This window comes from Subtercola sp. Z020, from assembly GCF_002931235.1.
Classification (GTDB): Bacteria; Actinomycetota; Actinomycetes; order Actinomycetales; family Microbacteriaceae; genus Subtercola.
On sequence record NZ_PSTT01000075.1, the window covers coordinates 1 to 15,706 of the forward strand.

Consider the following 15,706-nt stretch of genomic DNA (forward strand, 5'->3'; position numbering starts at 1 on the left):
CGCGAACGGTATCGCCTTCAGCCGCTCACCCGGCCAGGTACTCAACGTCGTCTACCTCAACAACAAAGCCGTCACCAAGGGCGGGTTCTTCCCCTCCGGCGTCAACGGCGCCGTCAACACCAGCGCCGCCAACTAACACCCGCACCAAACCCTCAGGAGGGCCCTCGACTGTCACAGTCGAGGGCCCTCCTCCTGCGTCCTTGCTCCACCGACTACTCTCGGGGTTGCAACCCTTCGCCCACCGCCCTAGCGTGGAGACCCCCCACGAAGGAGAGACACCATGGGCGACATCCCCGGATTCCTCGCAAGCGAGTTCCCCGACGACGCACGTCACGTTCCCGGCCAGGAGGCCTTCACGGCGCGCCGCGAGGCCGACGAGGAGGCGGCGGCCGCCGGCGACGACAGCGAGGTCGACGAGAAGCAGATCTTCTACAAGCAGGATGCCGCGGGCGCGGAGAACACCGCGTCAGACGACGAGACGGCCGGGCTCAACCCCGACGAGTCGACCTACGGCGAGGCCGACCTCTAGACCCGGGTCGCGCCGCGCGGCCGAACCTCAGCGGCGCGGCAGGGCCCGGTCGAGGTCGGCAATCAGATCATCCACATTCTCGATGCCGACCGACAGCCGGATGATGTTGTCGGGCACCTCGAGCGCCGTGCCCTTCACCGAGGCGTGTGTCATCTCGCTCGGGTAGCCGATGAGTGACTCGACCCCGCCGAGCGACTCCGCCAGCTGGAAGACCTTGGTCGACTCGGCGAACTTGCGTGCCGCCTTCGGCCCGGCCTTCAGACCCAGCGAGATCATGCCGCCGAAACCGGTCATCTGCGTCTTCGCGAGCTCGTGGCCCGGGTGCGTCTCGAGCCCCGGGTAGTAGATGCGGTCGAGAGCGGGATGCCCCACCAGGTGCTCGGCGATGGCCTGCGCGTTGGCGCTGTGCCTGTCCATGCGCACGGCGAGCGTCTTGATCCCGCGAACGGTGAGCCAGGCATCCATCGGCCCGGGAACCGCACCCGCGGCGAACTGCTGGTACTGCACCTTCGACGCGAGCTCGTCGTCGTTCAGCACGACGGCGCCACCGAGCACGTCGGAGTGACCGCCGAGGTACTTCGTCGTGGAGTGGATGACCACGTCGGCCGCCAGCGACAGCGGCTGCTGCAGGTAGGGCGAGGCGAACGTGTTGTCGACGACGACGATGGCTCCCGCCGCATGCCCGATCTCGGCCAGTTCGCCGATGTCGCTGATCTTCATCAGCGGGTTGCTCGGCGTCTCGAGCCAGAGGATCTTCGTCTTCCCCGGCACGACCGCCTTCTGCACGGCGTTCAGGTCCATCATCTCGACGGTGTCGTTCAGGATGCCGGACTTCTTGTGAATCGTGTTGATCAGCCGGTGCGTGCCGCCGTACACGTCGTTGCCGAGCACCACGTGGTCGCCCGGCTCGAGCGCAGCACGCAGCAGCGCGTCTTCAGCGGCCAGGCCTGACGAGAACGACAGCGCGTGCTTGCCGCCCTCGAGCGCCGCCAGCAGGGTCTCGAGGGAGCTGCGCGTCGGGTTGCCGCCGCGGGCGTACTCGTACCCGCCACGGAACCCGCCGATGCCGTCTTGCACGAACGTCGACGTCTGGTAGATGGGCGGGATGATCGCGCCCGTCGTGGGGTCGAACTCCTGCCCGGCGTGGATGGCGGTGGTCTCGAAGTGCTGTTTGCGTGGCATGTGGTTCCTAACGCCCGGCGGGGCGCGAATATTCGGTGGATCAGGCGGATCAGGTGGATCAGGCGCTGAGGAAGTTCAGCAGATCCTGGCGGGTGATGACCGCGATCGGCTTGCCCTCGTCGGTCACCATCAGCGCCGGCGCAGAGCCGAGGAACTGCCGCGCAGAGGCGACGGACTCGTTGATGCCGATGAGCGGGAACGATTCGTTCTGGAAGGTGCCGACCTTGTCGGCCATCGAGGCCGCGCCGCTGAAGATGTGCTCGAGCAGGGCTTCTTCGTTCAACGACCCGACGACCTCGCCCATCACGACGGGGGGCTCGGCGCTCAGCACGGGCATCTGGGAGACACCGTAGGTCTTCATGATCTCGATGGCGTCGTGCACGGTGTCTGTCGGGTGGGCGTGCACGAGCGCGGGCAGCGTGCCGTCTTTCGCGCCGAGCAGATCGCGCACGGTGCTCTCGCTCGACTCGGGGCTGAAGCCGTAGGAACGCATCCAGCGGTCGTTGAAGATCTTGCCGAGATACCCGCGCCCGCCGTCGGGCAGCAGCACGACCACGACCGCGTCGGCGGGGAGGTCACGCGCAGCCTTGAGCGCGACCGACACGGCGAGACCGCTCGACCCGCCCACGAGCAGGCCCTCTTCGCGGGCCAGCCGGCGCGTCAGCTGGAACGACTCGGCGTCGCTCGAAGCGATGACCTGGTCGACGACCGACGGATCGTAGGCCGAGGGCCAGAAGTCTTCACCGACACCCTCGGTCAGGTAGGGCCGGCCGGTGCCGCCCGAGTACACGGAGCCCTCGGGGTCGGCGCCGATGATCTGCACCCGCCCCTCCGACACCTCCTTGAGGTACTTTCCGACACCGCTGATGGTGCCACCCGTGCCGACGCCCGCGACGAAGTGGGTGACCTCGCCGTCGGTGTCGCGCCAGATCTCGGGGCCGGTGGTCTCGTAGTGACTGAGCGGACCGTTCGGGTTCGAGTACTGGTTCGGCTTGAACGCCCCCGGGATCTCGCGGGCGAGCCGGTCGGAGACCGAGTAGTACGACTCGGGGTCTTCGGGAGCGACGGCCGTCGGAGTGACGACGATCTCGGCGCCGTAGGCGGTGAGCACGTTGCGCTTGTCTTCGCCCACCTTGTCGGGCAGCACGAACACGCAGCGGTAGCCGCGCTGCTGCGCGACGAGCGCCAGCCCGACCCCGGTGTTGCCCGACGTCGGCTCGACGATGGTGCCGCCCGGCTTCAACAGCCCGTCGCGCTCGGCCGCGTCGATGATGCGCGTGGCGATGCGGTCTTTCGACGAACCGCCCGGGTTGAGGTATTCCACCTTCGCCAGCACGGTCGCGGCGATGCCGTCGGTGACTTTGTTGAGGCGCACGAGCGGCGTGTTGCCCACCAGGCCGAGAACAGTTTCTGCGTATTTCACCCGTTCAACCTACCAGCGCCCTCTGCAGCCCCACCGGGCGCGAACGCGCTGGTTGAGACCTGTTCGCTGTAGAGGTTCGAGTAGGCGCCGCCCCGGGCCAGCAGTTCGGAGTGCGTCCCCCGCTCCACGATGAGCCCGTCGTCGATCACGTAGATGACGTCGGCGTTCACAACCGTCGACAACCGGTGGGCGATGGCGATCGTCGTGCGCCCGCGTGACGCGGTGTCGAGGGCGCTCTGCACCACCCGCTCCGAGATGGAGTCGAGGGCGCTGGTGGCCTCGTCGAGAATGAGCACCGCGGGGTTCTTCAGCAGCACCCGGGCGATCGCGATGCGCTGTTTCTCGCCGCCCGAGAGGCGGTAGCCCCGTTCGCCGACCACCGTCTCGTAACCGTCGTCGAAGCTCATGATGCGGTCGTGGATGTTCGCGAGGGTCGCTGCCGCCTCAAGCTCCTGCTGTGTGGCGGAGGGCTTCGCGTACCGCAGGTTCTCGGCGACGGTCGCATGGAAGAGGTAGGTCTCCTGGCTCACGATGCCCAGATGGGCGACGAGCGACTCCTGCGAGAGCTGCCGCACGTCGACACCGTCGAAGAGCACGCGGCCCGCCGACGCCTCGTAGAACCGCGGGATCAGGTACGACACCGTGGTCTTGCCCGCCCCCGACGGCCCCACGAAAGCGGCGAACTGCCCGGGTTCGATGTCGAACGAGATGCCGCCGAGCGTCGGCCGCGACTCGGGCGATGCATCCGCATAGCGGAAGACGACATCGTCGAACGCCACGCGACCCGCGGCCTTCGTGGCGGGGAGCACGATCGCATCCGGCCGGTCGGCGATGGCCGGCTTCAGGTCGAGGTACTCGAAGATGCGGGCGAACAGTGCGCCGGAGGTCTGCAGGTCGAGAGCGACCCGCAGCAGGCCGAGCAGCGGGAACAGCAGCCGGGCCTGCACCGTGGTGAAGGCGACGATCGTACCCGCCGTGATCTCCGCCGCTCCGTTGCCGACCAGGAAGCCGGCGACCAGGTAGACGATCGCCGGGATGCTCGAGAGGAAGATGCTGACCATTGCGAAGAACCACTGGCCGCTCATCTGCTGGCGCACCTGCAAGAAGACCTGGTTCGCGTTCTCGTCGGCGTACCGCCCGATCTCGGTGTTCTGCTGGTTGAAGCTCTTGGCCAGTAAAATGCCCGACACACTCAGGGTCTCCTGCGTGATCGCCGTCATGTCGCTCAGCGACTCCTGCGTCTTCGTCGCGATGCGGGCCCGCACCTGACCGACCCGGCGCTGGGCGATCACGAGGATCGGCATCAGCACGACGGCGATGATCGTCAGCTGCCAGTTGAGCAGGATGAGGGCGACGAACGCCGCGATCACGGTGACGGTGTTGCCGAGAACGCTGGAGATCGTGTTGGTGAGCACGGCGGCGACACCGCCCACGTCGTTCTGCAGCCGGGACTGGATGACGCCGGTCTTCGTCTTGGTGAAGAAGCTCAGTTCCATCTTCTGCAGGTGGGTGAAGAGGCGAACGCGCATCGCGCCCATCACCTTGTTGCCGACGGTCGCCGTGAGGAAGGCCTGCCAGACGCCGATGAGGCTCGACGCCACGTAGAGCACGATCATCAGGCCGACGATCTCGGCCAGCACGGGCACATTCGGCCCCGACCCCGGCGGGAACAGCCCGCGGTCGAAGGCCTGCTGCGTGAGCAGCGGCGGAACCACCGAGAGCGCCGCCGAGACCAGCACCAGAACGATGGTGAGGATGATCTGCGGCCGGTAGGGCTGGAACAGCGCCACGATGCGGCCGAGTAGGTTCTCGACCTTCGGCGCCTCCGCGTTCTTCGCGCGCTGCGCGTCGGCGTCACCGCCGCCCATCATGGGGCGACCTCCGCCGCCTCGACCACCCATTCCGCTCATGCTCCAACTGTACGGGCGGAAAAAGAGGAGAGCCCCCTGCCTACCACGACTGTGGAGACACGGGGCTCTCAGGGCTCCTGTGGAGGAGCGGTCAACCCTTCGTTGCGCCAGCCAGCAGGCCCCGCACGAAGAACCGCTGCAGCGCGAAGAACACGATCAGCGGCACCAGGATCGAGATGAACGCCCCGGCCGTGAGGAGCTCCCACGACTGGCCGAACGAGCCCGACAGGTCTTGCAGCGCCTTGGTGATCGGCAGGTTGCCGCCCGACGTGAAGATCGTCGCCACGAGCAGATCGTTCCACACCCAGAGGAACTGGAAGATGGCGAACGACGCGATCGCCGGCATGGCGAGCGGGATGATGATGCGGAAGAACACCTGGCCGTGGCCCGCACCGTCGACCCGGGCCGCCTCGATGACCTCACCCGGGATCTCCGAGATGAAGTTGTGCAGCAGGAAGATGGCCAGCGGCAGAGCGAAGATCGCGTGCGCGATCCACACCTTCGCGAAGCTGTCGGGCACACCGTTCAGGTTGAGGCCGGGCAGTACATAGAAGCCGCCGATCTTCACGCCGTCGGAGAAGAGCGTCAGAAGCGGCACCAGAGCCATCTGGATCGGCACGATCTGCAGCGCGAACACCCCGATGAAGACCGCGTTCTTGAACTTGAAGTCGATCCACGCGAAAGCGTAGGCCGCGAGGCTCGCGACGATGATCGGGATGACCGTCGCGGGCAGCGTGATGACGAGCGAGTTCAGGAACGCCTGCCCGAGCGAGAGCGCGTTGCCGGCCCCGATCGCCGTCACGTAGTTGTCGAGCGTGAACTGCGGGTCGGCAAAGACCGTCCACCAGCCGGACGACTTGATGTCGGCCCCGGGCCGGAACGACGAGATCAGCAGACCGAGTGTCGGAATCGTCCAGATGATCGCGATGATCAGGGCGGCGGCGGTGGCGCCCCTGGAGGTCATCCGCTTCTTCGCCCGCCGGCTCACCGTCTCGACGGCGGCTTCACCCCGGGCGAGCTGGCGGCTGGTGGACTTGTCGAACGGAACATCAATCGGAGCTACGGCGCTCATCGGATCTCCCTCTGGTTCTTGATCTGCCGTGCGTTGAACACGATGATCGGCAGCACGAGCAGGAACAGCACGACGGCCAGCGCCGAACTGTAGCCGTCACGGCTGCCGAGCTGGAACTGGCGCACCATCTCGAAGCCGAGCACGGTGGTGTCATTGCGGCCGCCGGTCATGGCGCTCACGATGTCGTAGACCTTCAGCGACGCGATCGAGATCGTGGTCAGCACGACGATCAGCGACGAACGGATGCCCGGAACCGTGACGTTGATGAAGGCCTGCCAGGCGTTCGTACCGTCGATCGACGCGGCCTCGTTCTGCTCGGCGGGAACACCCTTGATCGCCGCGGAGAGCACGACCATGGCGAAGCCGGTCTGCGTCCAGATGAGCACGATGACGAGGAACAGCGTGTTCCACGGCTCTGCGCCGAGCCAGTCCACAGGCTGCCCGCCGAACCAGATCACGATCTGGTTGAGCAGGCCGATCTGCGAGTCGCCCTGGCGCACGTCGTAGAAGAACCGGAAGATGATCGACGCACCCACGAAGGAGATGGCCATCGGCATGAAGACCAGCACCTTGAAGAACTTCTCGCCGCGACTCTTGTCGATGAAGTAGGCGTAAGCCAGGCCGAAGACCGTCGATGCAATGGGAGCGATGAGCACCCAGACGACGGTGTTGCGGAAGGCGGTCAGGCCGTCGGCGCTCGAGAAGAGCCAGAAGAAGTTGTTCAGCCCCACGAACGACGATCCGTCGTTGCTCATGAAGGCCGCTCCGGCCGTCTTGATCGTCGGGTAGACGAGGCCGATGAGCAGCAGGATGAACGCCGGGGCCATGAACAGCACCAGCTGGAAGAGGTAACCGGCACCCTGCCGCGACCGATAGTCGATGAGGAAGAAGATGCCGCCGAGTACCGCGGCGATGGCGCCGATCCAGAGGGCCGAGTTGTAGAGGCCGAAGAAGATGAGAACACCGAACGGTACGACGACGCAGACGGCGAGACGGATGATCGTGTAGCGAACGCCTCGTCGCGGCGCTATCTCGACCAGGAACAGAACGATCGCGATGACCGCGAGGAAAGCCAGGATGATGATGGGGATCTGGGCGAGCGGAGGCAGCCCTGCGAGCCACCGGAAGAAACCGGACATGCGAACCCTTTCACTTGTGGGAGGGGGTGGGGAGGTACAAGAAGGTCACGCCGACATCCGTGTCGACGTGACCTTCTTGTGTACCGGTTACCGCTAGGAGGTGTAGCCGGCCTGGATCTCTGTCAGCACGTCATCGGTGCTCTTGCCGTCGACCCAGTCGACCATTCCCTTCCAGAAGCTGTCGGAACCGACGGCCTTCGGCATGAGGTCGGAACCGTCGAAACGGAACGTCGACTTCGGGTCCTGCAGGATCTCGATGGAGTTCTTCAGGATGTCGCTCGACGCGTTGGCCGGGTCGAGACCCTTGTTGGCGCTGATCACACCACCGAGCTTGACGCGGCTGTTCGCCCAGTCGGCGCTCGCCAGGTACTCCTGCACCTTCTGCGTGTCGGCGTCGTTCGAGAACGCTCCGACGAACTCGCCACCACCGGTGACCGCTTCGCCCTTCGAGGCGTCGACGGGCGGGGTGAGGAAGGCCCAGACGTCGCCGTCGGGGGCGACCGTCGCCGGCTGGCCGGCAGCGTTGTTGACGATGGTCACGAAGCCGTCGAAGAACGAGGCCTGGTGGGTCATCGGGCAGGTGCCGTTGGCGATCGGGGTCGCGACGTCACCGAAGGCGGTCGAGTTGATCGACTTCACGTCGCCGTAGCCGGCGTTCACGAGGGTCGGGTCGAGCAGGATCTTGCCCACCTCGTCGAACGCGCTCTTGATGGCGGGGTCAGTGAACTTGGTGTCGCCCTTGACCCAGCTGTCGTAGACGTCGGTGCCGCCCTGGCGGAGAACGAGGTCTTCGATCCAGTCGGTGCCGGGCCAACCCGAGGCGTCGCCCGAGTTGAAGCCGGCGCAGAACGAGGGCTGGCCGGTCTTCTGCTGGATGGTCTTCGCGAGGGCGACGAGGTCGTCGTAGGTCTTCGGAACCTCGACACCCCACTCCTTGAACTTCGCCGGCGAGTACCAGATGTAGCCCTTGACGCTCGCCATGAGCGGCGCCGCGTACTGCGTGCCGTCGACGGCGCCGTAGTTCGCCCAGTCTTCTGACCAGTTCTGCTTGATGAGCGTGGTCAGGCTGTCGGTGGCCTTCTGCACCTTGCCCGACTTGATGGTGTCGTCGAGCAGGCCCGGCTGCGGGAAGATGGCGAGGTCGGGGAGGTCGTTGCCCTGCACCTTGATGCCGATGTTCTTCTCGAAGTCTTTGTCACCGGTGTAGTTGATGGTGATGTTGTTCGCCTTGGACCAGTCGGCCCAGGACTGCTGCAGCTTGGTCGCCTCGTCACCGACGATGGTTCCCGTGATGTTGACGACGCCGTCGGCCGTGCCGACGGTCGCAGCCTGCGACCCGCCGCTGGCGTTCGGGTCGTTGGGGTCACTGCTCGAGCATCCGGTCAGCGCCAGGCCGGTGACGGCGAGTACGGCGAGTGGGATGGTGACCCGACGATTCAGGGCAAGCCTCATTTTTTCTCCTCATTGAGTGCTGTGATTGCACGAGCTGGCCTCACTCCAAGACGTAGCAAGCGCTTCCAGTCACAAACACTAGGCGGCCGTCACGCTCGAGGCAAGCTGGTGGAGAGGAATCTCCGCCGCAGATACACAATCGTTACCTGAATGGTGTCACAGATATGAGAGCGCGACCATCCGCATGAAAACAGGGCACCCCGGCCGAAGCCGGGATGCCCTGTGTGAATCTGCTGAACGAGAGTTACTTGAGGGTAACGGTCGCTCCGGCAGCCTGCAGCTGCTCGACTGCCTTGTCGGCAGCTTCCTTGTTGACGCCCTCGAGAACAGGCTTCGGTGCACCGTCGACCAGTGCCTTCGCCTCACCGAGGCCGAGGCTGGTGATCGAACGCACCTCCTTGATGACCTGGATCTTCTTCTCGCCAGCGGCCTCGAGGATGACGTCGAACGACGTCTTCTCTTCGACCTCTTCGGCGGGGGCGGCGGGGCCAGCGGCACCGGCAGCGGCGACGGGGGCCGCAGCGGTGACCTCGAAGACCTCTTCGAACTTCTTCACGAACTCGCTGAGCTCAATGAGCGTGAGCTCCTTGAAGGCATCGATGAGCTCGTCGTTTGACAGCTTTGCCATTGTTTACTCTCCTTGTGTAGATACTTTTTCGCGCAGAGCCTCGACCGTGCGAACGGCCTTCGACATCGGTGCGGTGAACAGGTAGGCGGCACCGAACAGCGAGGCCTTGGCGGCACCGGCGAACTTCGCCAGCAACACCTCCCGGCTTTCGAGGTCGGCGAGCTTGTTGACCTCTTCGGCGGTCAGCGGGTTACCGTCGAAGTAACCGCCCTTCACCGTCAGAAGAGGGTTTGCCTTGGCAAAGTCGCGCAGAGCCTTTGCCACGCTCACGGGGTCACCGTGAACGAAAGCGAGTGCGGAAGGACCAACCAGCTCGTCGTCAAACGAACTGATACCGGCCTTGTTGGCCGCAATCTTGGTCAGCGTGTTCTTTACCACGGCGTAGGTGGCGTGCTCACTGATGGAACGACGCAGGCTTGTCAGCTGCGACACAGTGAGACCGCGGTACTCAGTAAGCAGTACGGCAGTCGAGCTCTCGAAAAGATCGGAGAGTTCGGCAACCGTGGCTTCTTTGTTCGCCATGGCGCTCCTTGTGGATATCAATTCTTGCTGGCAGCCCCGGAAAGACCCACAAAAAAAGCTCCGGCACAGGAGTGCGGAGCTTGAAACCGGAATCTCTCCCGGAGAATAAACTTCGAACACCTGCGCGGGCCTCGCGTGAGCGAAACTTCGACCGATGCTCCTTCACGAGTGAAGGCACACCGATGACCAGCGGTCTTTGGCTTCGACTACCGTATCACAGCCGCGACGGCGGGCCGAACACGGAGTCGACACCCGGCGAGAACAGCACCGAGTCGGGCGGGCGGTTCGCCACCCCCGGCAGCCCCGCGCGGCTGAGCAGCGTGTCGGAGAAGTCGAGCAGTTCCGCCTGCTGCAGCGCCCACGGCTGGTGCCGGTTCGGCAGGTGCAGCGTGTGCCCGAGCTGGCGCGAGAACAGCGCCCACCGCGCCGTCAGGAAGTCGGCCAGGGCATCCGGATGCTCGATCTTCGCGCCGGGGCGCACGGCGACCGCCGAATCCACCTCACCCCGCGGCGTGGTGTGCCGGCGGGAGGTGTAGACGAGGGTGCCCGCCGTTCGGCGCACCCGCATGTGCGACCACACGTACGGAAGCGCGAACGCCACGCGCGCGCCGAACACTGCTGCCAGGCGTTCGGCTTCGAGCGAGAGGAACACCACACCGCGTCGCCCCTGGGCGTCGCGAGCGTACAGTCGCACGTTCGTCTCGTGGAACGTGCCGAAGTACGGCAGCGCCGGAGACCCGCCGAACCGCGTGTTACGGAGCGTGAACGGAATGAGCCCCACCCACGAACTGCCGTCGAACTCGTCGGGCACGACGCCCGGCGGCATCAACGACGCCGCGTCGGCCGTGTCGATGCGCCAATGCAGGAACGTGACGTTCCGCCACTGCTGGCTGAGGATGGGCTTCGGAATCTGGTGCGGAGATAAACTCACGTGCCTATCGTCGCACTTCCCGCTGTCACTCAGTGCAGCAGGCCGCCCTGGCTGTTCAGAACGTTCTTCTCGCCGGCCTCGATCGCGATCTTCAGCCGGTTCTCCACGGGCGGCATCGGGCAGTTGAAGTGGTACGAGAACGCACACGGCGGGAGGTAGGCCCTGTTGAAGTCGAGCGTCACCGTGCCGGGCCCCGCGTCGTCGGCCCGGGCATCCGGAACCAGCTTCATGAACCGGCCCACGCCGTAGGTCGTGTCTCCGCTGGTCGCGTCGCTGTAGACGAGCAGCAGGTTGCCGTTGTCTTCGAACGCCGACAGCGCGTGCTCGACGCCGTCTTTACTGAAGGTGATCTCTGCGGGAACGATGCGTTCGCGCGTTGCGCCGTTGTCTTTGAGGTGCTCCACACCGATCGCGCGACCGCCCTCGATGGGCGTGAAGGTGGCATTGATGACCCACGAGGGATCGAAGTCGAACGCATCGATGCGGCCGAACTGCTGGTTGCCCTCCGACTCGGCGTCCCAGAGGCGCAGTGCGTAGGTGCCCTCCTCGCTCGCGATGACATACCCCGTGAGCGTGTCGCCGAAGCGGATCTCGGATGCCCGCTCCGAGTCCATCCCGGCCAGAACGACCCTTCCGTCGACGAGTTCACCGTCGACGTGGATGCCGTCGGCCGCCGTCGCCTCCAGCGCGAGGCCCGACTCCCCCGGAGCCAGCGGGAACCACAGCCCCGCCACGCCGAACGCGCGCTGCCCCACCGCCGGTTCGCCGGTGATCCACTCGGTCGCGACCAGCGCCAGGTTGCCCTGCGGTGCGGTCACGAAACGGCGGCGTGCCTCGCGGTAGGCGGCGTACGAATCGAGCTGGGCGGCATCCTGCGTCACATCGGTCATGGCATCTGCAACCTCGCAGGGCGCGGATTTATGCCGGGATGGCCGGAGCGACCGATCCGGCCAGGGCGCCCGCGACCGGCAGCAGGATGCGGAACTCCGTCCGCCCCGGCTCGCTCGCCACCTCGACCGAACCGCCGTGCGCCTCGGCCACCGCTGCGACGATCGCGAGGCCGAGCCCCGTGCTGCCCGCGTGCCGCGAGCGCGACGCATCCCCGCGCACGAAGCGCTGGAACAGGGTCGGCAGCAGCGCGGGATCGATTCCCGGGCCGTCATCGGTGACACTGATCACGGCGAACTCCACGCCGTCTCTGCTGACCTGCGTGAGACCGGCTGTCACCCGTGTACCGGGAGGCGTGTGCACCCTGGCATTCGCCAGCAGGTTCGCGGTGATCTGGTAGATGCGCGGGCCGTCCCCGACGATCTCGACCGGCTCCTCGGGGAGGTCGAGAATCCACTCGTGGTCGCGCCCCGCGACGTGCGCGTCGCTGACGGCATCGACCAGCGTGAGCGTCAGGTCGACAGTCTCGCGCGCGATGTCGGGCCGGGAGTCGAGCCGGGCGAGCAACAGCAGGTCTTCGACGAGGCTGGTCATGCGCTTCGCCTCCGACTCGATGCGGTCCAGCGAATGCGTCACGTCGCCCGGCAGATCGTGGCTGCCGCGACGGGTCAGCTCGGCGTACCCGCGGATGGAGGCGAGGGGCGTGCGCAGTTCGTGGCTGGCATCTGCCACGAACTGCCGCACCCGGTCTTCGCTCTGCTGGCGCGAGGTGAGGGCAGAAGCGACGTGTTCGAGCATCCGGTTCAGGGCCGACCCGACGCGCCCGACCTCGGTCTTCGGGTTCGTGTCGCTCTCGGGCACGCGCACCGCGAGCGCCACCTCCCCGCGGTCGAGCGGCAGTTCGGCGACGTCGGCCGCGGTCTCGGCGACCCGCTGCAGCGGGCGGAGGGCGAGGCGGATGATCAGCCCGCCGATCGCGACGGCCAGCAGCAGCCCGACCACCGTGATGACGACCGTGATGAGTGCCTGCTGCGCGATGGTCGCCTGAACAGAGGCGAGTGAGACGCCGAGCACGACAGTGTCACCGCCGGTCGTGATGAGCGAGACCACCCGGTACTGGCCGAGGCCGCCGCCGAGATCGACCGTCGTCGGGATCGACGAGGTGGGAAGGGTGACGAGCTGCGCGATCTGCGGCGTCGTCAGCGCAACGACCGAGGTGTTCGTGAACCCGCCCGCGCCGGCCGAGTCGGCCGCGACCACCGCTCCCGACGAGAGAACGATGCCCGACGCGCTGATCAGCCCGACCGTGCCCACCGGCTGGCGTTCGAGAAAGTTCGCGGGGTCGTTGTTGCGCAACTGCAGGGTGTAGCCCGTGCTGGGAGGCGCGGCCGAGCCGGTGCCGCCTCCGCCACCCGGGAGCTGGGCATCCAACCGGCTGACCAGCACGCCGTTCAGCGTGAGCGTGGAGACCAGGCCGATCGCCAGCCCGAGCACGGCGATCAGTGCTGCAACGCTCAGGATGAGGCGACGGCGGAGTGTCACGGGGCGGTCTTCAGCATGTAGCCGGCCCCGCGAACGGTGTGGATCATCGGGGAGCGGCCCGCGTCGATCTTCTTGCGGAGGTACGAGATGTAGATCTCCACGACGCTCGAGCGCCCCCCGAAGTCGTAACTCCACACCCGGTCGAGAATCTGTGCCTTGCTGAGAACGCGGCGGGGGTTGCGCATCAGGAACCGCAGCAGCTCGAACTCCGTGGCGGTGAGCTCGATCTGCTCGTCGCCCCTCCGCACCTCGTGGCTGTCTTCGTTCAGCACCAGGTCGCCGACGACCACCTCGGGGTCGACCGCGTCGGTGACCAGCATCGTCGAACGGCGCAGCAGGCCTCGGAGGCGCGCGACCAGCTCCTCGAGGCTGAACGGTTTGGTGACATAGTCGTCGCCGCCCGCCGTGAGGCCGGCGATACGGTCGTCGAGGGAATCCTTCGCCGTGAGGAAGAGCACCGGAACCTCGGCGCCGTCGGCGCGCACCCGGTTGAGCACGGCCAGGCCGTCGATGTCGGGCAGCATCACGTCGAGCACGATCACGTCGGGCTTGAACTCCCGTGCCAGCGTCACGGCGGTGCGGCCGTCGCTTGCGGTCTTCACATCCCACCCCTCGTAGCGGAGCGCCATCGACAGCAGGTCGGTGAGCGTCGGCTCGTCGTCGACGACGAGGGCGCGCACCGGCGACCCGTCGGCACGCGACAGGCGCGGGCGGGGAGCTGACGAACCAGACGGAAGCTTTGCGTTATCGATGGTCACACTCCCAGTATTCCCAGGATTCTATGACCAGCCTATGAGCGACCTACGTCACCCCTGTGAATCACGCCAGCTGTGTTCGGGAGCGTAGCCGAGCACGCGCCGCGCCTTGTGGATCGAGAGCAGCGTCGTGTTCTCGCCGAGGTCGCCCCGGAGCGGGGTGTCGGGAAAGACCTCGGCGACGAGGTCGGCGTTGCTGCGGGTCATCACCGTGTCGGCCGCAGCGATGATGAAGCGCTCGAAACCCTTGCCCTCCCATTCGAGAGCCCTCTCGACCGCCTGGGCCCCGTCACGGGAGTCGATGTAGCCCCAGAGGTTCCATTTGCGCAGCCGGGCATCCTGATCGAACGACGGGAACTCGGCGTAGTCCGCCGGGTTCATCACGTTCGAGAAGCGCAGCGCGACGACCTTCAGCTCCTCGTCCCACCGGGTCAGCTGAATCGCGAGCTGCTCCTCGAGGTGCTTCGTGAGGGAGTAGACGCTCTCGGGCCGGGCCGGGTACTCCTCGTCGACGGGGATGTACGGCGGCGGGGTCTCGAACGGCAGCCCGAGAACGGTCTCGCTCGACGCGGTCACGATGTTCCGGATGCCCGCCCGCTTCGCCGCGTGCAGAACGTGGAAGGTCGAGAGCATGTTGTTGTCGAAGGTGGCGACATCGCTCCGGATGCCCGGCGCCGGGATGGCCGCAAGGTGCACCAGGGCATCCAGACCCGCATAGGTGTCGTTCACTCCCAGAAGCGCGTCGAGCGTCTGGCCGTAGTCGGTGAAGTCGACGCGGATGCTCGTCTCGCGTGACCCGGCGACGTCGAGGTTGAACACCTCGTGCCCGCTGGCTGTGAGACGTTCGACGACGGCGGTGCCGAGTTTTCCCGACCCGCCGGTGACTGCAATACGCATGGAGCTCCCTCGCTGTGTTGGTTCCATCCTCTCAGCTGAACGGAGAGAGAATGGAGGGGTGACGACCGCCTTGACACTGACCTTCCCGTGGGAGGAAGAGGAGCCCGTCGCTGCCCCCCGCCCGGCGCACCTGTCACGCATCGTCGCCGACTCGACCAACCGGGTCGCCTGGTTCCGTGCCCGCAGCCGCGGGGTGACGGCGACGGATGCCGCGCGCCTCACGACGCGCAAGTCGGTCGAGAACACGGCCTACGACAAGCTGAACGGAACGAACTTCGGCGGCAACATCTACACCGACCACGGCCGAATCCGTGAGCCGAAGATCGCCGCCTGGGTGCTCGACCGGTACGGGATCGAGCCGTCGACCACGCTCTTCCACGCGCACGGCCGCCCACTGCACCTCGCAACCCCCGACGGCATCGCGGTGAACCCGACCTCGGGCGACACCGAACTCGCCGAGATCAAGACCACCAACAGGGCGTGGCGCTCCATCCCCCGCCACTACCTGCGCCAGGTCTGGTGGCAGCAGTACGTGCTCGGCGCCGAGCGCACGCTCGTGGTGTGGGAGCAGCACTCGTCGTTCGTGCCCGTGGCCGCCGAGCCCGAATGCCGCTGGGTCGACCGCGACGACAACGAGATCGCGCAGCTCGTGCGCCTCGCCGACCAGCTGCTCGACTTGATGCAGCGTCGCTGAGGTTTGTTACCAACAAGGTGACACCCTCGTAACATCTCCGTATCAATCGGGCGCTTTACTGGGACAGGGGCCCCGGAACGGGGGCTACACGCACCGTCGATACCTCGCGATCACCAGCGGTGCTGATCGCACCATGAAGGGG

The 15,706-nt window shown here is 66.3% G+C and carries 15 protein-coding genes; 2 read left to right on the forward strand and 13 right to left on the reverse strand.

What is annotated here, in order from left to right; all coding sequences use genetic code 11:
• The first annotated feature begins 280 nt into the window (after positions 1-280).
• The gene (locus tag C5B96_RS10135; protein WP_104245254.1) at positions 281-529 is read left to right on the forward strand and encodes a hypothetical protein; all 249 of its coding nucleotides are present in this window, start codon (positions 281-283) and stop codon (positions 527-529) included.
• A gap of 27 nt (positions 530-556) precedes the next feature.
• On the opposite strand, the gene C5B96_RS10140 is transcribed toward C5B96_RS10135, so the two are convergent.
• From C5B96_RS10140 to C5B96_RS10200, 13 genes are all read right to left on the reverse strand, one after another.
• The gene (locus C5B96_RS10140; protein WP_104245255.1) at positions 557-1,711 is read right to left on the reverse strand and encodes a cystathionine gamma-synthase; all 1,155 of its coding nucleotides are present in this window, start codon (positions 1,709-1,711) and stop codon (positions 557-559) included.
• 58 nt (positions 1,712-1,769) lie between these two features.
• Positions 1,770-3,134 (reverse strand): cystathionine beta-synthase, encoded by a 1,365-nt coding sequence (locus tag C5B96_RS10145; protein WP_104245256.1) that lies wholly within the window; start codon positions 3,132-3,134, stop codon positions 1,770-1,772.
• Positions 3,131-5,044, reverse strand: a complete 1,914-nt coding sequence (locus C5B96_RS10150) for an ABC transporter ATP-binding protein (protein WP_104245257.1) — start codon at positions 5,042-5,044, stop codon at positions 3,131-3,133. Before C5B96_RS10150 ends, C5B96_RS10145 begins: the two co-directional genes overlap by 4 nt.
• Positions 5,045-5,135: 91 nt before the next feature.
• On the reverse strand, positions 5,136-6,116 hold the full coding sequence (locus tag C5B96_RS10155; RefSeq protein ID WP_104245258.1) for a carbohydrate ABC transporter permease: 981 nt from the start codon (positions 6,114-6,116) through the stop codon (positions 5,136-5,138).
• Complete coding sequence (locus C5B96_RS10160) at positions 6,113-7,255, reverse strand: carbohydrate ABC transporter permease (protein WP_104245259.1); 1,143 nt, start codon at positions 7,253-7,255, stop codon at positions 6,113-6,115. The genes C5B96_RS10155 and C5B96_RS10160 overlap by 4 nt, the downstream gene beginning before the upstream one ends.
• A gap of 93 nt (positions 7,256-7,348) precedes the next feature.
• Positions 7,349-8,707, reverse strand: a complete 1,359-nt coding sequence (locus C5B96_RS10165; RefSeq protein WP_104245260.1) for an ABC transporter substrate-binding protein — start codon at positions 8,705-8,707, stop codon at positions 7,349-7,351.
• 244 nt (positions 8,708-8,951) lie between these two features.
• Positions 8,952-9,335 (reverse strand): 50S ribosomal protein L7/L12, encoded by a 384-nt coding sequence (gene rplL / locus C5B96_RS10170; RefSeq protein WP_104245261.1) that lies wholly within the window; start codon positions 9,333-9,335, stop codon positions 8,952-8,954.
• A gap of 3 nt (positions 9,336-9,338) precedes the next feature.
• A complete protein-coding gene (gene rplJ / locus C5B96_RS10175; protein WP_104245262.1) occupies positions 9,339-9,857 on the reverse strand; it encodes a 50S ribosomal protein L10 in 519 nt (172 codons plus the stop codon).
• Positions 9,858-10,071: 214 nt separating this feature from the next.
• A complete protein-coding gene (locus C5B96_RS10180; protein ID WP_104245263.1) occupies positions 10,072-10,788 on the reverse strand; it encodes a YqjF family protein in 717 nt (238 codons plus the stop codon).
• 29 nt (positions 10,789-10,817) lie between these two features.
• Entirely contained in the window at positions 10,818-11,678 is an 861-nt protein-coding gene (locus C5B96_RS10185) for a DUF1684 domain-containing protein (RefSeq protein WP_104245264.1), read from the reverse strand.
• 28 nt (positions 11,679-11,706) lie between these two features.
• Positions 11,707-13,218: an ATP-binding protein gene (locus tag C5B96_RS10190; RefSeq protein WP_104245265.1), complete on the reverse strand. Its 1,512-nt coding sequence runs from the start codon at positions 13,216-13,218 to the stop codon at positions 11,707-11,709.
• Positions 13,215-13,976: a response regulator transcription factor gene (locus C5B96_RS10195; protein WP_104245266.1), complete on the reverse strand. Its 762-nt coding sequence runs from the start codon at positions 13,974-13,976 to the stop codon at positions 13,215-13,217. Before C5B96_RS10195 ends, C5B96_RS10190 begins: the two co-directional genes overlap by 4 nt.
• 48 nt (positions 13,977-14,024) lie before the next feature.
• Complete coding sequence (locus tag C5B96_RS10200; protein ID WP_104245267.1) at positions 14,025-14,870, reverse strand: NAD(P)-dependent oxidoreductase; 846 nt, start codon at positions 14,868-14,870, stop codon at positions 14,025-14,027.
• Between the two features lie 58 nt (positions 14,871-14,928).
• On the opposite strand from C5B96_RS10200, the gene C5B96_RS10205 reads away from it, so the two are divergent.
• Positions 14,929-15,564 (forward strand): YqaJ viral recombinase family protein, encoded by a 636-nt coding sequence (locus C5B96_RS10205; protein ID WP_369826462.1) that lies wholly within the window; start codon positions 14,929-14,931, stop codon positions 15,562-15,564.
• Positions 15,565-15,706: the final 142 nt, after the last annotated feature.